Below are 19,316 nucleotides of genomic sequence, written 5' to 3' on the forward strand. Positions count from 1 at the left end.
AAAGGTTGAATATGGCTATTGAACTAGCAACGCAATTTTTGCCCTATGTAGACGAGCAATTTAAGGCAGAGTCAAAACGGCAAGTAATAACAAACAATGACTTTGAATTTACAGGCGCGCATAGCGTCAAAGTATACAAAGTTACAACAAGCGCTATGAATGATTATGATCGTGAGGGTACAGGCGCAAACCATAGCCGATACGGTCAAATTCAAGGCTTAGATGCTACAACAGAAGAATTTACATTGAAGAAAGACCGATCTTTTACATTCGCTCTTGATAAATTAGATGTAGATGAAACAAAAGCAGCATTACAAGCAGCCGCAGCGCTTGCCCGTCAACTTAGAGAAGTAGTAATTCCTGAAGTTGATACTTATGTATATGGTAAGGTTGTAGCAGGTGCAGGTACTACAGAAACAGGCGCATTAACGGATAAAAATGTATATGACGCTATTTTAAAGGCTACTGAAGTACTTGATACTGCTGAAGTACCTGAAACAAACCGTGTTTTATTGGTAACTCCTGATACATATACAATCATGAAAAAGAACGCCTCTATTGTCATGGCTACAGATGTAGGCCAGGATATGCGAAAATTGGGCGTTATTGGTATGTTAGACGGTGCTACAATTATCAAAGTACCTAAAATCAGACTACCTGAGGACGTTAATTTTGTTTTGGTTCACCCGTCCGCAACGGTTGCCCCAGTAAAACTTGAAGATTATAAAATCCATAAAGATCCACCTGGTATTAGTGGCAATCTAGTAGAGGGGCGTATCGCATATGACGCCTTTGTCTTAGAAAATAAAACTAAAGGCATCTACGTACACAAAGCAAAATAACACCATAAGAGGGCGAAGTCATTCGCCCTCTTTCTTTATATATAGAAAGGCATAATATGAAAGAAAATAAGCGGTTATCGTTTAGGTTTTCTACACCGCAGCAAGTAAGAAAGTCTTTAAGTCGCATAATAAATATGGTGGCCAATGGCGAAATGGATAGTAAGAAAGCAAATACTATTATAGTAGGTGCTAATGCTATATTGGGTGCTATTAGATTAGACGAGCAACAAAAGCAAATAGAGAAGTTAGAGGAGTTAGTAAATGAATTTACTGAATAAATTAACTAAAAAAGTAAATCAAAGGGTTATTCGTAAGGAACTAGAAAGAAAAGAGGCGCAGCGCTCAAAATTTTGGGTTAGCGTATCGACTGAATTATTAAGACGCTGCTTATCAGATCATAAGGAAGAGCAAGAAAAAGCGCTCAAAGAGTTACAAGAAATACATACTATATACTGCAAAAAGAATGATATTAAAGGTAGTTTGTTTTACTAATGTGAGGGCATATGAACGAGGAGTTAAAACAGTATGTTGTGAGTAGGTTAAAAGAATATGCATTAATAGGGGAACGCCGTAGAATGCTGCTAGATGAGTTAAACGGCATGAACCTATATAACCCTAATACATCACAACTCAAAGAGGGACAGAGGGCTAAAAATAAAAAGAATGATATATCAGATCTATTAGTTATTAAAGAGGATAAAAGAGCAGCATATACAGCTATAAACGAGGTGTATTGTTTGTGCTGCTGCTATATCTACGATTTACCAATTAGCGAAAAGAGCATAGAAAGCATTTTGCGTTATATAAAAGGGGAAATAGTAGGCCGTCATAAATTACTGGATAGAATGGCTACGGAAATAGTGGCGGAATGTAATGATATAGATGTATATTTACCTGGTATGATAAAAAACACGATAAAATAAAACACCCTACTAATATAGTAAGGTGTAAGAGATGATTATATGATTTTGTAAAATGTCATGGGGCAATAAATGGGGCAAATACCACCATATAATAGAGAATGATTGATACACAAAACTCACTCAATAATATAAGAAAACCTAGATAACATCTGTATTATGTGTATCTAGGTTTATCTATTATATCTCTATCATTATCATTTAAAAGAATGGCAGAGGAGGAGGGATTTGAACCCCCGCGCCGGTTGCCCGACCTACCGCATTTCGAGTGCGGACCCTTCAGCCTCTTGGGTACTCCTCCGTGTTTTACGGCGCTCTTTAAAAAAGTCCTTCATGATTTGGCTACATTCATCACCAAGGACACCCGATGCTAATTGGGGTTCATGATTTAAACCAGGGTGAGAGAGCACATTGAAAAGAGACTCTACAGCGCCTCCTTTGTAATCACTTGCACCATATACAACACGGTCAATACGACTGTTGATGATGGCTCCAGCGCACATCGGACACGGCTCTATCGTAACATACAGGGTACAACCAGTCAACCGCCAGCGCTTGAGTACATCACATGCTTCGCGGATGACGAGCACTTCTGCATGAGCCGTTGCATCGTGATCTAATTCGCGGCGATTATGGTGGCGTGAAATAATAGTATTATCTTGTACCAAAATGGCGCCGATAGGAATTTCTCCTAAGTCATAGGCCTTGCGAGCTTCCTCTAGGGCAAACGCCATGAAATACTCGTCCCGAGTGCGTTCATCCATATTTTCAATCTCTATAGATGTAATATCTTTTGTCATTCTCATACCTCTTAATGTATAATATCTTACATAAAGTCTATCATAGTGTACGCAGTTATGCGAATAGATTGTGTGAGGGTATTATGGATATTATTTGGTATATATTTGATATGATTGGCACTATTGCCTTTGCTATCTCGGGAGCACTCGTTGGGGTGGCGCGAAAGATGGATATATTTGGTATGGCTGTTTTGGCATTGGCCACGGCAATCGGTGGTGGTATTGTACGGGATGTTCTGTTGGGATATTTTCCACCGAACTCATTGCGCAATATAGTATATGTAACAGTGGTTATTTCCGTAACAATTATCGTATTTATTATGTATAACAGCCGTTATCGCAAGCATGCTATGGGCCCTCGTAGTCGAGCAAGCTATTTATTGGCCGATGCAGTCGGGTTGGCATCTTTTACAGTAACTGGAGCATCTGCAGGATTTAAACTATATCCAGAGTTGCCAATTTTCATTGTTTTATTAGGAACTATTACTGCTGTTGGTGGCGGCATTATCCGAGATATGCTAGCTCAACGGATTCCGTCTGTTTTGAAAGAAGACGTGTACGCTCTGCCTAGTGTTATTGGGGGCATCGTTTATTACTTAATGGTTATTTCTGACTGGGCTGGAGAGGCTGTATATGGTGCTTTTACCGTTGTACTAGTTATCCGTTTACTAGCTATTAAATATAAGTGGAGCCTACCTAAAGTGCGGTAAAGACAACGCATTTGAGAAATAACGGTCGAATGATATAATTATACTATTAAATATTTCATAAAAAGGTCAGAAAAAAAGAGTATTATATAAGAGTTAATTTTCGAGTCGAGAGTGCTCGTGTACACAGAAGGAGATTTGCTTTATGACAAATAAATGGTTGAAAGTAGCATTAATGGTTACAGCCATTGCTACAGGTACATCCATCAATATTGATGCAGAAACCGTATTATATGTACCTCAAGATGATCGCCCTGTAAGCTTGCAATATACAGTTGATACAGCTCGTGAGGCGGGTATGACTGTGTTGACACCACCTCAACATTTGATTTCTGGTAAGACATATCAAGGTCAAGCAGATCAAATTATGGCTTGGGTAGAACAAAATGCAGGTCGTGCTGATGTTATGGTATTAAGTACAGATACTCTTATTTATGGGGGTCTTGTAGATTCTCGTAAACATAATATTCCTCTTAGCACATTGCAAAGTCGCTTGAAACGTATCGAAGGCTTAAAAGCTCGTCATAAAAATGTACGTATCTATGGCTTTGGTACGGTAATGCGTTCTCCACGCGCTAGTGGTGGTGGCACTGAACCAGCCTACTATGCGGAATATGGTCCAACTATCTTCCAAATCGCTGCATTACAAGATAAATTGGATTCCGGCTCTTTAACACAAGAAGAAACTCAAAAATTGATGAGCCTTCAAGCCTCTGTTCCTGTAGAATACCTACAAGACTGGTTTGACCGTCGTCAAAAAAATATGAAAATCAATAAGGATTTAATCGATGAAACTCGTAGCGGTGTATTTGATTACTTCGCATTGGGTCATGATGATACATCTCAATTATCTCAATCTGCCTTGGAAGGTCGTTACCTCAATAATTACTCCAAGGATATTCCTGTTGAAAAATATGGTAGCTTCCCTGGCGCTGACCAACTTGGTCTCTTGTTGATGGCTCGTTCTCGTACTGATGTGAGCACAGAAAAACCAACATTCTCCGTAATTTATCCACTCGGTGGTGGGGGTAAAACATTGCCAGGTTACGAAGATCAAACGATTGATAAAACAATTACTCAACACGTTGAGGCTGTAGGTGGCACCATGGTGACACAAGGCAAACCAACCGTATTGTTGGCCGTAAATACGCCTCTTACAACGAGCACTGGCGAGTCTGAAAACTTTGAGAACTTCCCAATGATTTCCAACTCTACAAATGCCTTTGTAGATCGCATTCAACAAGCTGTTGACTCTGGTGTGAATGTAAGCGTTGCAGATATTGCTTTCAACAATGGTGCAGACAATACGTTAGTATCCGCTATGTATAAACGCGACATGTTATACAAAATTGGCGCGTACAATGGTTGGAATACAGCAAGTAATACGGTAGGTTATGCTATAGCTCAAGGCTTATTGTTAAAATCTATGAGTCCAGATGGTCATCGCGACATGTTGACTCAACAATATTTGGATAACTGGGCGTACCAAGCAAATATCCGTAAAGATATTTATCGTATGCAAGATTCTATCCGTACAGATAATGTACGTTACTCTGGTGAGTTGAACGAGCGTCTTGAAAGCTACTTGGGTGAGCGTATTCAAGATTTTGCTGAAAAATACCTTAAAATAAATCCTCGTACGGTAAAAGCTACATTCCCATGGGGCCGACTATTTGAAACAGATATCACAGTTTATGACAAACCAGTGGTACCTCTTGAAAAAGAATTGCGCTTGAAACGTGAAGCAGAAGCTAAAGCTAATGCTGAAGCAGCAGCTAAAGCAAATGATCAGGCTGTACCGGCTCAACCAGCTTAACCGGCACAACCTGAAAAAGCTGCAGAGCCTCAAAAAACTGCACCTGAACCTCCTGTAGTTAAACAACCAACTACAGAGTCCCAAGGTCCACGTGTCGTACCGACACCTGCAGCTGCACCTGGTCAATAATGAATAATGAATAGGGAATGGCTATGAAAAAAGCATTTTTACCGGAAATTACTTATATGCGAGGCCTCTGTATGCTTGGTGTTATCGGCATTCATGTAGGATCTTATGCATTGCAAAATCCTTTTGTAAATTTAGAACTCATCAGCGTGTTAGAAATTCTTTCTCGCTTTGGGGTGCCTGCGTTTTTTTTCCTCTCTGCATTTGGGTTGTTTTATCATACCTCGGTAGAGGGACCATTCTCATATAAGGAATTTATGCACCGCCGCATTCAGGTGGTGCTATTTCCATATATTACGTGGTCCATCTTTTACTTGCTCTATACGGGCTTGACGGCACACAACCTCGGCAATTTACATCCGGGTCCATTGGCGATAAATCTACTCTTTGGTACCTCTATGTATCATTTGTATTTTATGGTTATTTTGCTATGGTTCTACGTGATGATGCCGTTATGGCGGGCAATGGTGAAAGTCATCCTCAAACGACCTGTGCTCTGGATGGTGTTATTATTTGTTGTCCAAGTCGCTATTGATTATGTATCATCGTATATGCTTGGCCGTTGGGTAACGGAAAATCTAAGTAATCAGCCGGTTCTTAAATATCTTTTCGATATGCGGCTCAACTATTGGGTAATTCATTATGTGTGGATTTTTCTTTTAGGTGCCGTATGTGCTGAACGGTATGAGACGGTCTGTGAATACATGTGGCGCTATCGTTATCTTTTAGGCGCTAGTGCGGTAGGATCTGTATTATTGATGCTTGGATCCTATTACTATGTCATGGACGTATGGCATTACACGGTGCTAGAAGCAATTTATACGGTACATCAAATGAGTCCGATGGGTGTTCTTTACACTGGTTTGGGAACGATGTTTAGTTTCTTCCTATTCCAAACGCTACCTATGAATGTGACTATGGAATCCATTTGGTCTGAGATAGGGGATAAGTCCTATGGTATTTATTTAACACATCCGTTCTGGCTGTTAATCATATCTGCTGTGATGGCTAAATACAATCTCTTGTACACGGTGGTCAATGTTCTCGTTATGTATGCTATGGCGTTGGCATTATCCTATTTGACTACGGTAGGTTTCAATTACTTACCTAAACCTATTCGTAAATTTGTATTGGGGCACTAGTATGGGATGAAAACTCTTGTTTTCTGAGAGTCTTAATTGGTATTAGTACTTTCATGCCGTTCATAGTGCTAACTAGTTCTGCATCCTTAATTTAGAGTTAGAATAATATAAATACAATTCATCCGCTAGGATATAGTTTTTAACTATGGTATCCTAGCGGATTTTTTTATATCTAATTAGTATCTTTCACAAAGTAAAGTGTGAAAATTTGAAAGTAATTGTGTTATAATAAGTCCATGATGATTACCACTTGATAGAGTAACGAAAAGAAAAAGAGGTGCTCCTATGCAAGAATTAACATATTTTAACGGTGAATTCGTTGAACCAGGTGCCAAAGTTATCAGTATTGATGACCGTGGCTATTTGTTTGGTGACTCTGTATATGAAGTTGTTCGCGTCGTAAAAGGCCGTTGCTTTGCATTGTCTTACCACCAAGATCGTTTATATCGCTCTATGCGTGAAATGGATATCCCTGTAAAAATGACCCCTGATGATTTGACAGAGTTGCACGAAATTTTAATCGAGCAAAGTGAGATCAAAGAGGGCTATATTTATTTACAAATCTCCCGTGGTGTAGCACCGCGTCGTCATGCTTATGATCGTTCCAAATTAGAACCGCAAATGCTCATGTCTATCCGTACCTTGGATTTAGATGAAGTTAATAAATTGGGTGAAGGTGTAAAAGCTATTGCATTGCCTGATGAACGTTGGGACAAAGTGGATATTAAGACTACAAACTTGATTCCGAATATCTTGGCACAAACAAAAGCGGAAAAGAAATTTGCGTATACAGCAATGCTATTCCGCGATGGTATTTGCACAGAAGGTGCAACATCTAATGTATTTGCTGTTAAAGATGGTATCTTGTATACTCATCCAGCAGATAATCACATCTTGAAGGGTATTACCCGTCAAATGATTGTGACTCGCGTTGCACCATCTCTAGGTATCACTCTTATCGAAAAAGAATTTGATCGCACCTTTGTTGATGAGGCGGACGAACTATTCTTCACCGATACAATTGGTGGTGTAATCCCTATTATTAAGTTAGACAAAAATCCAGTTTCTGGTAGTAAGCCAGGACATGTGACACTTCGTCTACGAGAAGCATTAGAAAAATTGATGGAAGAAGGTTTACCTTAATAGGTAAACTACTTTCACTAAATGGTAAAAACTTTTACCTTAAGAAAGGAAATTATTTTGATACAATTAGAACACATTAGTAAAGTCTATGAAGGCGCTACTCGTGTGGAAGCGTTGAAGGATATTAGCCTCAGTGTAAAAGAAGGCGAAATCTTTGGCATTATCGGACAATCTGGTGCCGGTAAATCCACCTTGATTCGTTGCATCAATATGCTCGAAGCACCTACATCTGGCTCTGTTATCGTAAATGGTACAGACTTAACCACACTTAGCAAATCCGCTTTGCGTAAAGCACGCAAAAATATTGGTATGATTTTTCAACATTTTAACCTCTTGTCCTCTCGCACAGTGTATGACAATGTAGCATTTCCATTGGAATTACAAGGAATGAGCAAGGCTGAAATTAAGGAGCGCATTGAGCCAATCCTTGATATCGTAGGCCTTACTGAGCGTATGAATAACTATCCATCTCAATTGTCTGGTGGTCAAAAGCAACGTGTTGGTATAGCTCGTGCATTGGCGTCTAATCCAAAGGTTCTCCTTTGTGACGAAGCTACATCTGCCCTTGATCCTCAGACAACAGATTCCATTTTGAAATTGCTGAAAGATATCAACGAAAAGATGGGGCTTACTATTGTTCTCATTACACATGAGATGCATGTTATTCGTGAAATTTGTGACCGTGTAGCGGTTATTGAAGGTGGTATCATCCTGGAAGAAGGTAGTACTATTGAAGTATTCACACACCCTCGCGAAAATACGACAAAAGAGTTTATTAGCTCAGTAGTGAGTGATAACTTACCTCCAGAAGCATTGGAACACTTGGAATTGCATGATCAATGGATTGCAGGGACAGCACCATTAGTACGCCTCAAGTTTACAGGCCAAGCAACAGATGAGCCTGTAGTAGCAGGCCTTGTAAGACGCTTTAATTTAGATGTAAGCATTCTTTTTGGCGGTATCGATTACATCCAAAATACGAGCGTTGGTCGCCTCATCGTTATCTTGAATGGTGACCCTGAAAATGCACAAGAAGGTTTGGACTACATCAAAACTTTACCAATTGAAAGCGAGGTGATCGGTTATGTCAGAGCAAATCATTAATCTACTCATAACTGGTACCCTTGATACATTACAAATGACGATTATTTCTACGGTAATGGCAATGTTACTGGGGATTCCTCTTGGTGTTGTTTTGGTTGTTACTTCTAAAGGACATATATTGGAAAACGTAGCACTAAATAAAGTGTTAGGTGCAATTGTGAATGCCACTCGTTCCGTACCTTTCATCATCTTGATGGTTGCCATCATTCCATTTACTCGCATGGTAGTAGGTACATCCATCGGTACAACTGCAGCATGTGTGCCGTTGACAATTGCGGCGATTCCATTCTTGGCGCGCCTTGTAGAAACGTCTATTAAGGATATTAATTTTGGTGTTATCGAAGCGGCTCAATCTATGGGGGCAAGCCCATTACAAATCATTTGGAAAGTATTATTACCAGAAGCATTGCCAACAATTATTGACAATGTGACGGTGCTTATTGTTAACCTCATCGGTTACTCTGCGATGGCAGGTGCTATTGGCGGTGGTGGCCTCGGGGATATTGCAATCCGATATGGTTACCAACGTTTCCAAGCTGATATTATGATCGCTACAATCATCATCTTGATTGTATTGGTACAAGTTGTACAAATGATTGGTGATGCTTGGTCTAAAGCGATGAATAAGAAGTAGGAGGATCCTATGAGCATCAATGAAAAATTGAGAAGTCAACAAAATGACGAATTGTTCACCGCCATTTTAACGCTTGAAAATACAGAGGAATGCTATGCATTTTTTGAAGATATCTGTACGATTAACGAATTAAAAGCATTATCTCAACGCTTACAAGTAGCAAAAATGCTCCGTGCAGGGGACAGCTATGAGAAAATCGTAGAAGAAACAGGTGCGAGTACGGCTACAATTAGTCGTGTAAAGCGCTGTTTAGTATATGGCGCGGATGGTTATACATTGGCTCTCGATCGTCTAGGCGCAAAATAAAATAAACTAGCATGACAACGGTGGCCTTTGGCGACCGTTGATGTGCTATCTGTAGGAGGTTTATTATGGAGTGGCTCATTGCGGTAACAGGGTTACCATTTGATATCCTTATCCTCATTTTACTTGCCGTAGCTGGCGCGTTTGCTGGCTTTGTAGACTCCATTGTGGGCGGCGGTGGACTCATTTCTGTACCTGCTATGTTACTAACAAATCTTCCGCCTAGTATGGCTCTGGGCAGTAATAAATTATCTAGTATATTTGGAGCTGGTAGTGCATCTATTACGTTTTTGAGAAATCACATGGTTGATTCTTCCCTAGTACGCAAGTTATTGCCTTTTACATTTGTGGGATCCATGATTGGTACATTGGCGGTTGTTTCTTTACCTCCACTGTATGTAAAGCCTATTATCATCATATTGCTTGTTTGTGTAACACTCTTTGTAGTGTTCAAAAAAGACTGGGGTGAAATCAATCGTACATCTCAGGTGGCAGGAAAAGCACTATGTATTTGTATGGCTTTTGCTCTTGGTATCGGTATATATGATGGCTTTATAGGACCTGGTACAGGTACATTTTTGATTATGGGTTTTATCTTTACCGGTTTTGATTTCTTGCATGCTTCTGCTAATGCAAAAGTATTGAATTTTACTAGTAATTTGGCGTCTTTATTGGTATTTTTATATTTAGGGCACGTCAATATTATGTATGGTCTGGCTGCAGGAGCAGGTCAAATTATTGGTGCTTTTGTAGGATCGCACCTCGCCATTGCAAAAGGCTCATCTTTGGTGCGAGTTGTATTCTTGTCGGTAACGACAGTCATGTTGTTGAAATTAGTTTATGACTATATTTCAACTTTATAGGAGGGCAAGGTATGCCTCATAAAAGTGATGTACAAGTGGCATTGATCAGTGGTGGTACATCGGGTATTGGTTTTGCTACGGCAAAGCTTTTACTCAAAGAAGGTTGGTGCGTAGTCATCAACGGTCGTAATGAAAAAGCTGGTCAAAAGGCTAAAACTAAGTTGCGCCGTTATTCCTCTAAGGTACAATATATTCCAGGCGACGTATCTAAAATTGAGGATTGTCAGCGTATTGTAAAAGGAACAGTAGAATTGTTTGGTGGAGTGTCTGCTCTTGTAACGGCTGCAGGCTACTATGAAGAAGAGTTGCTGTCCGATGTTACAGAAGCTGCTTTTGATGAAATGTTTGGAACCAATGTAAAAGGTACTGTGTTCTTATGCCAAGCGGCACTTCCGTACTTACGGTCCGCAAAGGGCAGTATCGTAACGATAGCTAGTGATGCAGGTTTACAAGGCAATGTAGCGTGTTCTGTATATGGCGCATCAAAAGGGGCTGTAGTGAGCTTTACGAAATCTCTATCCCTAGAAATGGCTCCTCACGGCGTACGTGTAAACTGCGTATGCCCTGGTGATGTAGATACATCGTTGGTGGATAAACAGATTGCTAATGCTCATCAAGATGCGGCGGCAGCAAAGGCTGAAATGGGCCAACATTATCCACTAGGCCGCATTGCTAAGCCTCATGAAATTGGCGAAGTAATTGTATTTTTATTGAGCAGTAAGGCATCTTTTGTGACGGGCGCAGCCTGGACTATTGATGGCGGGCTCACAAGTTGGTAATATAGAAAATATTAGAAGTTTTTTTATTTTTTAAATATATAGATAATTAGAAAAATTCATTTCACTTCTACCAATAGAATGGTATAATAATACTAATAATATGACCTATAGTTGGTTAACAACAAAGGAGAATAATTATGGCAGAATATAATGGCGTAACACTTGAGCCACTTATGGATGGGTCTCAAGATCGTGACTATCAAGTTGAACAATTTATCTTCTGGGGTGCAGGTCGTGCAGCAGCATTGGCATTATCCCCTAAATTCAGCAGTGTTGCTTTGTGCGCCAATGCTACGTACATGGTAACTCGCATTGCTCATCTTTATGATGTAGAATTGCAAGCGGGTGCTGTGGTTGGTTTAGTAGGTGGTCTCAGCACAGCTGTAGCTACAGCGGCAGTATCCCTTCTTATTCCTCTTAAAGCTGTTCGCGTTCCTGTAACTATCGGCTTGACTTATGCTATTGGTAAAATTGCAAATATTTGGATTCAAGATGGTATGCCTTCTGATATCGAACGTTATAAACCAATGGTTGCCGAATTCCTTGAAAATGGCAAAGCTATTGCTTCTGAAATCGTTCGTGATGCAGGTGCTAGCATTCCTTTCACACAAGGCCAACGCGATGTATGGGCAGGTATTGCTAACGAAACAGGTCTTGCTAAAGAATCTTTGAAACAAGTTTACGAAGAAAAAGTAACACCAGCTATCAATAAATGGAATAGTGAAACAAAATACCAACTTCATGACAATGCAGCAGAAGTAGTCGCAAAAGTATCTGATGTGGCTAAAGAAAAAATTGATTCTGCTAAAGAAGGCATTGAAGTAGCTAAAGAATTAGCTAAAGGTGGCGTAGAAGTGGCTAAAGCTTCTGCACAAGTAGCAGTAGAAACTGCTAAAACTAAAGCTACTGATGTTGTAGAAACAGCTAAAGACGTTGCTACAAACACTGTTAATACTGCGAAAGACAAAATTGACGGTTTGCGTAAATAAGCGCTGAAGGATTATTATTACTATGAATCCAATTAAAATTATTAAATATGGTAAGTATTTTAGCGAATCAAGATTTTTAGGCTTTCTTGGTCGATATGGTAAGAAGCTTGCCTTTGTACAACAAGCGGTAACCTTATTCCTCTGCTTACGAGACAAGGATACTCCAAAATATGTAAAAGCAGTCATTGCAGGTGCCTTAGGGTATCTTGTATTGCCTGTTGATGTTGTACCGGATACGATTGCCGTATTAGGTTGGTTAGATGATGTGGCGGTACTCGGAATAGCATGTAAGATTGCGAATCGTTATATCAAAACGAGCCATCAAGAAGGGGCAAAAAAATTCTTCCCATTTGGTAGCAGTCGCTAACTTTTACCATTTAAGGCAGTTTGATCCATCGTGATTGAGCTGCCTTTATTTATTTGACACCCTAAAGTAATAGATATACAATGAAAATTGTATACTATTTAAAAAGGACAGAATTTATGCATATTGCTTCAGTAAATGTACGATTTTATGAAACCGATATGATGGGGATTGCACATCATAGTAATCATTTTAGATGGTTTGAAATGGCGCGCATTGAATTTCTTCGTAAAATCGGTGTAACTTTGTGGGATATGATGAATGAGGATATTGTTTTTCCCATCATGAATGTATCCTGCAATTATAAAGAACCTGCGAATTTCGATGATGAACTTCACATCGAAACGTATTTGGTTAAGATGACGCGGGCTCAAATGGTATTCCGCTATCGTATGCGCCGTGCTAGTGATGGTGCGTTGCTTGCTACGGGGGAAACTAAGAACGCTTTTATGTCAAAATCAACAGGAAAGATTGTGCGATTAGAAGATTCTTTTTATCTGCCTATGTTAGCAGCTGTTGAGGAGATGCCTCATGAGTAATGTACAACAATTGCCTATCGGCGTATTTGACTCCGGTGTAGGCGGACTATCTGTGTTAAAAGTATTACAAGAACAATTCCCTAACGAGAATTTCATCTATATCGGTGATAATGCGAATAATCCCGTAGGTAATCGTAGTGATGATGAAATCACTTACTTAGCATGTCGTATTGCTGAGACTCTTGAAAAGCAGCCTGTTAAATTGATGGTGATTGCTTGCAATACTTTTACCGTTGTTGCCCTTGATGCGGTACGTGAACTTGTATCTGTGCCAGTTATAGGTGTATCACAAGGTGTGAAAACAGCTATTAATGAAAGCAAGAGCAAGACTATCGGTATTATGGCGACTGTGGCCACTGTAAATAGCCATATTCATAAGCATGTGGCTTTGGAAGTTGATCACGAAGTACTCGTTTGGGAACAACCTTGTCCTGAATTGGCTGGTCTTATCGAACAAGGTCATTTAGATGACTATTTTGTTCGTGAAGTGTGCAAGGATTATTTAGAACCTTTGTTATCTCGAGAGATTGAGGTAGTCGTTTTGGGCTGTACTCATTTTCCATTTGTACAACCTTTATTAGAGGAATTAACCTTAGGTCGCATACAGTTTATTGATCCTGCTTTTGAAACAAGTGAATTGGTTAGTGGCAGATTAGAGAGTGAAAATCTTTTTAATCCTCAAGAAAAGGCAGGTACTGTGACATTGTATTTTACAAAGGATACTGAACTTGGTGATATACTAAGTGCATCCTTCCTTGATACAAGCTGTCGTACCATTGAACATATTACATTATAAAGGAGATGCCCTATGTGGTTTTATAACATCCTCAGTGCAGTAATAGCTATTATTGTGGCTGTTGCAGCTCTGTATTTATTATTCCGTCTGTTCGTGTTGAAACAAGGTAATGAAAATATCGTTTTATTATCAAAACGGGCAACGAACTTCCAAGTATCTGATCGTAATTTTGAGTCCATTACCTTTTTCTGCGACATACCATTTGTCAATAAAGGTCGTCAATTGGGTACTATTATGGACTTATTTCCACGTCCATTATTGCCAGAAGAACATTTTGATGCAGTTAAAGTAAATGCTTGGGCTATGGACATTAATCGTCCACGTCAAGATGGATATTTTGAAGCTATAATTATCAAACCACGCAAAGGTGGCACAATTCGTGTATATATTACATTGACAGGTAAAACTGGCAATATTCGTGAAGATATTAAGGGCTTCCCTTATATGGACATCGACATTTACTACCAAATTGTAGGTCGGACAGACTACCATATCGATAAACAGCGTATTCGTTTGACTGCTGAAGAAGTACAAGCAGCAATGGTTCAATAAGGAGGCATAACAATGGCAGAATTAGAGTTAGTATGTGTGCCAACACGTATTCTTACAGATAATGATGACATCGTTGATGCTATCGTTGAATTTGGCGGTCATAATATTGGGCCTGAAGATATCGTATGCGTTGCTGAATCTGTAGTAGCTATTACACAAGGTCGTTTTACACGTCCTGAAGAGCTAAATGTATGCTGGCAAGCTCGTTTAATCAATCGTTTTATCCATCCAGATGGCTCTATGGCATCTATTTATGGGATGCAATCCGCTATGAATTTGGATGGTAAATGGAAAGTATTAGGCGCTTTTATTTTAGGTGCTATTGCTAAAATTTTCCGTAAACCTGGTGTATTCTATGCAATTGCTCGTGCTGCATCCTTAACAGATGATGTAACAGGGACTATGCCTCCATTTGATAAGCACATTGTATTTGGACCAAAAGATCCAGATAAAGTGGCTGAGAAAATTGTATCTCGCACAGGTTGTTACGGTGCCGTTGTAGCTGACGTTAATGACTTGAAACGTTCTGCTATTCTAGGCACAAGTCGCGGCATTGATGCTAAAAAAATTGCACAATTGTTGATCGATAATCCATTTGGTAATGATAGCCAAATGACTCCGATTGTTATCATCAAAAATTACGCATCTGTATCTGGTAAATAACAGAAGGCTGTACTCATCACATAGAGATGGGTGCAGCTTTTTTATATAATGAGCCTGAATATGGAGTATACACAGGTTTGAATAGGGATTGTACGTTAGTTCAAATAGAGATTATATGCTAGCTCAAATGGATTTTGCTTTACTCTGTTTTGAGTTTGTATGGAGCCCCTATTAATATTAATAAGGAGGTCATATGTTATTAGGTTTAGACGTAGGTGGTACTTTCACCGATGCGGTTATCATTGATGGTCATCGTGTGATTGCATCTGCTAAAAAGCGGACCACAAAAGATAATTTAATGCATGGTATTGGCGAGGCTCTTGATGCAGTTCTTCAAAACTGTGATACCTCGCTTATAAATCAAGTTACCTTGTCTACTACAGTTGTGACTAATACCATTGTAGAAGGAAAGGAGCAGTCTGTAGACCTTTATGTAGTAACAGGACCTGGGCGAAACGTTGATGATATTTTTCCTGTGAGTCCTATATATCTTCAAGGTTATACAGATCATAGAGGTATCGTTGTAGAGCGAACGCCTTCTAAAGAGGTGCATGATATATCCCATATGGTTCAATCTCGAAGTGGTACTGATTTGGCGGCTATATCTGCGAAATTTGGAGTTCGTAATCCACAAGAAGAACTATCTATAGGAGAGGAGTTGAAAGATACATATGCTACGATTTCTAATGGCAGTTTGTTAAGCGGTTCTTTAAATTTCCCTCGTCGTACGATTAGCGCTTATTTTAATAGTGCCGTAACACCCGTATTTACGGTGTTCAAGAAAAATGTCGAAGAGGCCCTTAATATACGTCATATCACGGCACCGCTTCATATTTTGAAGGCCGATGGTGGTTCTCTACCTATGGAGCATATGTTGAGCCGTCCTGTAGAGACGGCCTTTACGGGCCCTGCTGCTACCGTTCTTGGACTGTCTGCCCTCAGTTCTATTGGAAAGGAGCATACAGTCGCTTTAGATATTGGTGGTACCACAACAGATATCTCTCTTTGGAAATATGGTAAACCGTTGATGACAAAAAGTGGAGTCTCCATACGTGAATATCCAAGTGCGGTGAGATCCTTTGCCGTTACTTCCGTCGGTATTGGTGGGGAATCCGTAGTTCGTCTTAAAGACGGAGACCTTACGGTAGGTCCTGAACGAGTGGGACCATCGGTGGCTCTTGGTGGTGTGGAACCTACATTAGGGGACGCACTCATCGTGCTTGGTCATGCAAACTATGGTGACTCTGAGTTGGCAACTCAGGTTTTACAAGCTTTGGCGGATACTTTACAGGCTACTATGAACCGTGAGGATAAACAAGTTGTCAATCATTCTCTAGCTAGCATTAAAACTGTAACTGATATGGCACAGCTCGTTGTAGACAAGGCGTTACACACAATTCAGCATGGCATTAACGATGTCGTAAAGGCTGAGAATAAGCGTCCTATTTATGTGGTAGCAGATATTGTAAATCCTGATGTGTTTGTGCCTGAACATATCGTTGTGGTAGGGGGCACAGCGCCAAGCTTAGGTCCGAGTATCGGAAATTATCTAGAGTTACCTGTTACGATTCCTGAGAATGCTGCCGTAGCAAATGCTATAGGCGCTGCACTAGCTTTATCTACCATCGAACTCACTGTTCATGTAGACACAAAACGTCGGTTGCTAGTCATTCCTGAATTAGGTGTTAAACGACAAAACTGTACTTTGAAACGAGCGGAACAAGTTGTGGAACGAGCAAAAGAAACTCTTAGTGAAGAGGCGATACGTTTAGGTTTAGATACGGCGCAAGAGATAGAGGTCATTAGCATTGAGGATTTCCCTGTAGTAGAGGGCTGGCAATCTATGGAGCGTTTAATTACTGTGAAAGTACAACTGGCGGCGGGGGTGAAACACTATGTGGAATAAAGGACTATCCTATCGAGAGCGTCATGGTATTCTAAATATGGATGTTAAACAGGATGAAGCTACGAGCTCTACTATTGATAAAGTTAAATATCATCACAGTTTAGGTCTTGTCTTTTTCCCTGCTTTTGACTGGAAAATTTCTGAAATACATCCTGAACGACAAGAGCGTTTACTCTATACTCGAGATCAAATCGTAGAGGAAGGTTTATTAGATATACCCAATATTAGAGAATATAATCCAATAGTAGCGGATTGGGATACAATAGAGCGAGTTCACGTTGGTGCTCCAGATTTAGAGTCTTGGGTGACTGAAGCCCATCGTGTATCTGCTGGAGGTGCTATTGCGGCAGCTGATGCAGTCATACGTGGTGAAGTAGACCGTGCTTTTGCGTTAGTAAGACCACCAGGTCACCACGCAATGGCTATGGTTCATGGTATTCGCGGCTTCTGTACAATTAATATTGAAGCCGTTATGATCCAACACATGCGCCAAACCTATGGAATCAAACGTGTTGCCGTAGTAGATACCGATGTACATCACGGTGATGGCACTCAAGATGTGTTTTACCACGATCCAGATACCTTATACATTAGCTTTCACCAAGATGGACGAACCCTTTATCCAGGAACAGGTTTTATGGATGAATTTGGAGGTCCTCAGGCTATCGGTGGTAATATAGATATTCCGCTGCCTCCAGGCACAGGTGACGAAGGCTTGATGAAGGTCATGCGCGAACTGGTATTGCCTATTCTTGAAGAGTTTAATCCAGATATCGTCATTAACTCGGCAGGACAAGATAATCACTTTAGTGATCCGTTGGCCAATATGCAGGTAACCGCAAAGGGCTATGCAGAACTAGTCGATTTGTTACAAGCAGATATAGCTGTACTTGAAGGAGGCTATTCCGTACAAGAAGCGTTGCCATATGTAAATACGGGTATTATTTTATCCATGGCAGGTCTTGATTACAACAAAGTCGTAGAACCTGCCTTTGATTCTGTTAAATACAAACAGAGTCAAAATGTAACTAGTTACATAGATGATTTAATCGCTAAGTGGAAGATACAATGGGCTAACCGGCATAAGATGGCCGAAAACGAGCGCGTAGGTGCAAGGGATGTTTGGTCTAATCGTTACAATGTGTACTACGATGAAACGGGTGTACAAGAGGAGCGACTTGAAAAGGTGCGCATGTATGAAAACAAAGTAGGCTGGCATAGCGTACTTTCACGAGGACAATATGGACCGTATGGACCGCAAAGTGTATATGCTATGTTCATTCCTTGGCAAGCAGATAGAGGGACGCGTCAAGATGCTATTGTAGAAGCAAAACGAGCCAAAGCAGAAGGGGGAGCTAGCCGTTATGTTGTAGTAGATCCACTCGGCAGCGGCCAATATGAACTATAATGTTAATCTCCGTAAATGATAACGCGAGTTATCATGTTAGAATCGCGAATTACAATATAATTCGTAATGCTAAAAAAAAGTAAAATTGTGATATAATATAAGAAATAACGCCCCTTTGTGTAAGGGGCGTTCTAATATTTCCTTTTAGAATGGTGAGGTTCCTATGCGCAGCGATAATAGAACAGCCGGTCAATTGCGACCTATTAAAATAACACGGAATTTTACAGAGTATGCAGAAGGTTCTGTACTCATTGAGTGCGGTAAGACTAAGGTTATCTGTACGGCCACTGTTGAGGATTCTGTGCCACGCTGGCTAAAAGGTTCTGGACAAGGCTGGGTAACTGCGGAATATTCCTTATTGCCACGTTCTACGCAAACTCGCGTGAGTCGTGAGGCCTCTAAGGGGAAACAAACTGGTCGTACCGTAGAAATTCAACGTCTTATTGGCCGTGCTTTGCGCGCTGTCGTAGACCTTGAAGCGTTAGGCGAACGCTCTATTACTATCGACTGCGACGTTATCCAAGCGGATGGCGGTACGCGTACAGCATCCATTACGGGTGCTTTTGTAGCCCTCGTTGATGCGGTGGACTTCACCTTTGGCGGAGCAGGAAAATTCCCAATTACTGATTTTTGTGCAGCCATCTCTGTAGGTATTGGTCCAGAAGGTCCTATTACGGACCTTTGCTATGAAGAGGATAGTGCTGCTATCGTAGATATGAATGTAGTTCGTACAGGTTCTGGCAATATGGTTGAAGTACAAGGTACAGGTGAACACGGTACCTTTAACCGTGATGAACTCAATGTTTTACTTAATCTAGCAGAAGTTGCTACTGATGAGCTTATGGCAAAACAACGCGAAGCATTAGGTAGTACAGCAGATAAAGTTGGTAAGGTATATCCAACAGCGCCAGAGGTGTAAT

The 19,316-nt window shown here is 40.4% G+C and carries 23 protein-coding genes and 1 tRNA gene; 22 read left to right on the forward strand and 2 right to left on the reverse strand.

Translation table 11 applies throughout. The annotated features are described in order from the left end of the window. The first annotated feature begins 11 nt into the window (after positions 1–11). The 4 genes from Q0507_RS04775 to Q0507_RS04790 are packed head-to-tail and all read left to right on the forward strand — an operon-like array spanning position 12 to position 1,765. A complete protein-coding gene (locus Q0507_RS04775; protein WP_298713166.1) occupies positions 12–842 on the forward strand; it encodes a hypothetical protein in 831 nt (276 codons plus the stop codon). Between the two features lie 56 nt (positions 843–898). After that, a complete protein-coding gene (locus Q0507_RS04780; protein WP_298713168.1) occupies positions 899–1,120 on the forward strand; it encodes a hypothetical protein in 222 nt (73 codons plus the stop codon). Beyond that, positions 1,104–1,334 carry a hypothetical protein gene (locus Q0507_RS04785; RefSeq protein ID WP_298713171.1) on the forward strand — a complete coding sequence of 77 codons (231 nt, stop codon included), beginning with the start codon at positions 1,104–1,106 and terminating at the stop codon, positions 1,332–1,334. Before Q0507_RS04780 ends, Q0507_RS04785 begins: the two co-directional genes overlap by 17 nt. Before the next feature lie 11 nt (positions 1,335–1,345). Next, positions 1,346–1,765 (forward strand): hypothetical protein, encoded by a 420-nt coding sequence (locus tag Q0507_RS04790; protein ID WP_298713174.1) that lies wholly within the window; start codon positions 1,346–1,348, stop codon positions 1,763–1,765. A 207-nt stretch (positions 1,766–1,972) separates the two neighbouring features. Here the strand turns inward: Q0507_RS04790 and Q0507_RS04795 are convergent. Both Q0507_RS04795 and tadA read right to left on the reverse strand, forming a co-directional pair. Beyond that, a tRNA-Ser gene (locus tag Q0507_RS04795) sits at positions 1,973–2,063 on the reverse strand. Then, on the reverse strand, positions 2,017–2,562 hold the full coding sequence (tadA, locus tag Q0507_RS04800) for a tRNA adenosine(34) deaminase TadA (RefSeq protein ID WP_298713250.1): 546 nt from the start codon (positions 2,560–2,562) through the stop codon (positions 2,017–2,019). Before tadA ends, Q0507_RS04795 begins: the two co-directional genes overlap by 47 nt. A gap of 83 nt (positions 2,563–2,645) precedes the next feature. Between tadA and Q0507_RS04805 the strand changes: the two genes are divergently transcribed. The 18 genes from Q0507_RS04805 (at position 2,646) to rph (ending at position 19,315) form a co-directional block, all read left to right on the forward strand. Next, entirely contained in the window at positions 2,646–3,272 is a 627-nt protein-coding gene (locus Q0507_RS04805; protein WP_298713176.1) for a trimeric intracellular cation channel family protein, read from the forward strand. A 142-nt stretch (positions 3,273–3,414) separates the two neighbouring features. Continuing rightward, entirely contained in the window at positions 3,415–5,085 is a 1,671-nt protein-coding gene (locus Q0507_RS04810; protein ID WP_298713179.1) for a DUF4127 family protein, read from the forward strand. Positions 5,086–5,231: 146 nt separating this feature from the next. Further along, a complete protein-coding gene (locus tag Q0507_RS04815; protein WP_298713182.1) occupies positions 5,232–6,353 on the forward strand; it encodes an acyltransferase in 1,122 nt (373 codons plus the stop codon). Positions 6,354–6,638: 285 nt separating this feature from the next. Beyond that, the gene (locus Q0507_RS04820) at positions 6,639–7,496 is read left to right on the forward strand and encodes an aminotransferase class IV (RefSeq protein WP_298713185.1); all 858 of its coding nucleotides are present in this window, start codon (positions 6,639–6,641) and stop codon (positions 7,494–7,496) included. Between the two features lie 57 nt (positions 7,497–7,553). Further along, positions 7,554–8,600 (forward strand): methionine ABC transporter ATP-binding protein, encoded by a 1,047-nt coding sequence (locus Q0507_RS04825; RefSeq protein ID WP_298713188.1) that lies wholly within the window; start codon positions 7,554–7,556, stop codon positions 8,598–8,600. Continuing rightward, a complete protein-coding gene (locus tag Q0507_RS04830; protein WP_004693611.1) occupies positions 8,581–9,234 on the forward strand; it encodes a methionine ABC transporter permease in 654 nt (217 codons plus the stop codon). The genes Q0507_RS04825 and Q0507_RS04830 overlap by 20 nt, the downstream gene beginning before the upstream one ends. Before the next feature lie 9 nt (positions 9,235–9,243). Beyond that, positions 9,244–9,540, forward strand: a complete 297-nt coding sequence (locus Q0507_RS04835; protein ID WP_004693609.1) for a YerC/YecD family TrpR-related protein — start codon at positions 9,244–9,246, stop codon at positions 9,538–9,540. Between the two features lie 65 nt (positions 9,541–9,605). Next, complete coding sequence (locus Q0507_RS04840; protein WP_298713191.1) at positions 9,606–10,400, forward strand: TSUP family transporter; 795 nt, start codon at positions 9,606–9,608, stop codon at positions 10,398–10,400. 11 nt (positions 10,401–10,411) lie between these two features. Next, positions 10,412–11,179 carry an SDR family NAD(P)-dependent oxidoreductase gene (locus tag Q0507_RS04845; protein ID WP_298713195.1) on the forward strand — a complete coding sequence of 256 codons (768 nt, stop codon included), beginning with the start codon at positions 10,412–10,414 and terminating at the stop codon, positions 11,177–11,179. Between the two features lie 137 nt (positions 11,180–11,316). Next, complete coding sequence (locus Q0507_RS04850) at positions 11,317–12,168, forward strand: hypothetical protein (protein ID WP_298713197.1); 852 nt, start codon at positions 11,317–11,319, stop codon at positions 12,166–12,168. Between the two features lie 22 nt (positions 12,169–12,190). Continuing rightward, positions 12,191–12,535 carry a YkvA family protein gene (locus Q0507_RS04855; protein WP_298713200.1) on the forward strand — a complete coding sequence of 115 codons (345 nt, stop codon included), beginning with the start codon at positions 12,191–12,193 and terminating at the stop codon, positions 12,533–12,535. A 116-nt stretch (positions 12,536–12,651) separates the two neighbouring features. Continuing rightward, complete coding sequence (locus tag Q0507_RS04860; protein ID WP_298713203.1) at positions 12,652–13,071, forward strand: thioesterase family protein; 420 nt, start codon at positions 12,652–12,654, stop codon at positions 13,069–13,071. Next, the gene (gene murI / locus Q0507_RS04865; RefSeq protein ID WP_298713206.1) at positions 13,064–13,867 is read left to right on the forward strand and encodes a glutamate racemase; all 804 of its coding nucleotides are present in this window, start codon (positions 13,064–13,066) and stop codon (positions 13,865–13,867) included. The genes Q0507_RS04860 and murI overlap by 8 nt, the downstream gene beginning before the upstream one ends. A 12-nt stretch (positions 13,868–13,879) precedes the next feature. Next, the gene (locus Q0507_RS04870) at positions 13,880–14,419 is read left to right on the forward strand and encodes a hypothetical protein (protein WP_298713208.1); all 540 of its coding nucleotides are present in this window, start codon (positions 13,880–13,882) and stop codon (positions 14,417–14,419) included. 12 nt (positions 14,420–14,431) lie between these two features. After that, entirely contained in the window at positions 14,432–15,082 is a 651-nt protein-coding gene (locus tag Q0507_RS04875; protein ID WP_004693597.1) for a coenzyme F420-0:L-glutamate ligase, read from the forward strand. A gap of 193 nt (positions 15,083–15,275) precedes the next feature. Further along, on the forward strand, positions 15,276–16,988 hold the full coding sequence (locus tag Q0507_RS04880) for a hydantoinase/oxoprolinase family protein (RefSeq protein WP_298713218.1): 1,713 nt from the start codon (positions 15,276–15,278) through the stop codon (positions 16,986–16,988). Then, entirely contained in the window at positions 16,978–18,396 is a 1,419-nt protein-coding gene (locus tag Q0507_RS04885; protein WP_298713221.1) for a histone deacetylase, read from the forward strand. The genes Q0507_RS04880 and Q0507_RS04885 overlap by 11 nt, the downstream gene beginning before the upstream one ends. A gap of 163 nt (positions 18,397–18,559) precedes the next feature. Continuing rightward, positions 18,560–19,315: a ribonuclease PH gene (gene rph / locus Q0507_RS04890; protein ID WP_298713224.1), complete on the forward strand. Its 756-nt coding sequence runs from the start codon at positions 18,560–18,562 to the stop codon at positions 19,313–19,315. The last annotated feature ends 1 nt before the right edge of the window (position 19,316 follow it).

Origin of the sequence: uncultured Veillonella sp., from assembly GCF_938010505.1 — a bacterium.
Taxonomy (GTDB): domain Bacteria; phylum Bacillota; class Negativicutes; order Veillonellales; family Veillonellaceae; genus Veillonella.

Excerpts from the sequence above, each read along its gene's own strand:
- murI (WP_298713206.1), top strand. The coding sequence starts at position 13,064 with ATGAGTAATGTACAACAATTGCCTATCGGCGTATTTGACTCCGGTGTA.
- Q0507_RS04880 (WP_298713218.1), top strand. The coding sequence starts at position 15,276 with ATGTTATTAGGTTTAGACGTAGGTGGTACTTTCACCGATGCGGTTATC.
- Q0507_RS04830 (WP_004693611.1), top strand. The coding sequence starts at position 8,581 with ATGTCAGAGCAAATCATTAATCTACTCATAACTGGTACCCTTGATACA.
- Q0507_RS04790 (WP_298713174.1), top strand. The coding sequence starts at position 1,346 with ATGAACGAGGAGTTAAAACAGTATGTTGTGAGTAGGTTAAAAGAATAT.
- Q0507_RS04870 (WP_298713208.1), top strand. The coding sequence starts at position 13,880 with ATGTGGTTTTATAACATCCTCAGTGCAGTAATAGCTATTATTGTGGCT.
- Q0507_RS04855 (WP_298713200.1), top strand. The coding sequence starts at position 12,191 with ATGAATCCAATTAAAATTATTAAATATGGTAAGTATTTTAGCGAATCA.
- Q0507_RS04860 (WP_298713203.1), top strand. The coding sequence starts at position 12,652 with ATGCATATTGCTTCAGTAAATGTACGATTTTATGAAACCGATATGATG.
- Q0507_RS04885 (WP_298713221.1), top strand. The coding sequence starts at position 16,978 with ATGTGGAATAAAGGACTATCCTATCGAGAGCGTCATGGTATTCTAAAT.
- Q0507_RS04810 (WP_298713179.1), top strand. The coding sequence starts at position 3,415 with ATGACAAATAAATGGTTGAAAGTAGCATTAATGGTTACAGCCATTGCT.
- Q0507_RS04815 (WP_298713182.1), top strand. The coding sequence starts at position 5,232 with ATGGCTATGAAAAAAGCATTTTTACCGGAAATTACTTATATGCGAGGC.
- Q0507_RS04875 (WP_004693597.1), top strand. The coding sequence starts at position 14,432 with ATGGCAGAATTAGAGTTAGTATGTGTGCCAACACGTATTCTTACAGAT.
- Q0507_RS04845 (WP_298713195.1), top strand. The coding sequence starts at position 10,412 with ATGCCTCATAAAAGTGATGTACAAGTGGCATTGATCAGTGGTGGTACA.
- Q0507_RS04785 (WP_298713171.1), top strand. The coding sequence starts at position 1,104 with ATGAATTTACTGAATAAATTAACTAAAAAAGTAAATCAAAGGGTTATT.
- Q0507_RS04805 (WP_298713176.1), top strand. The coding sequence starts at position 2,646 with ATGGATATTATTTGGTATATATTTGATATGATTGGCACTATTGCCTTT.
- tadA (WP_298713250.1), bottom strand. The coding sequence starts at position 2,562 with ATGACAAAAGATATTACATCTATAGAGATTGAAAATATGGATGAACGC.
- Q0507_RS04835 (WP_004693609.1), top strand. The coding sequence starts at position 9,244 with ATGAGCATCAATGAAAAATTGAGAAGTCAACAAAATGACGAATTGTTC.
- rph (WP_298713224.1), top strand. The coding sequence starts at position 18,560 with ATGCGCAGCGATAATAGAACAGCCGGTCAATTGCGACCTATTAAAATA.
- Q0507_RS04775 (WP_298713166.1), top strand. The coding sequence starts at position 12 with ATGGCTATTGAACTAGCAACGCAATTTTTGCCCTATGTAGACGAGCAA.
- Q0507_RS04820 (WP_298713185.1), top strand. The coding sequence starts at position 6,639 with ATGCAAGAATTAACATATTTTAACGGTGAATTCGTTGAACCAGGTGCC.
- Q0507_RS04780 (WP_298713168.1), top strand. The coding sequence starts at position 899 with ATGAAAGAAAATAAGCGGTTATCGTTTAGGTTTTCTACACCGCAGCAA.
- Q0507_RS04850 (WP_298713197.1), top strand. The coding sequence starts at position 11,317 with ATGGCAGAATATAATGGCGTAACACTTGAGCCACTTATGGATGGGTCT.
- Q0507_RS04840 (WP_298713191.1), top strand. The coding sequence starts at position 9,606 with ATGGAGTGGCTCATTGCGGTAACAGGGTTACCATTTGATATCCTTATC.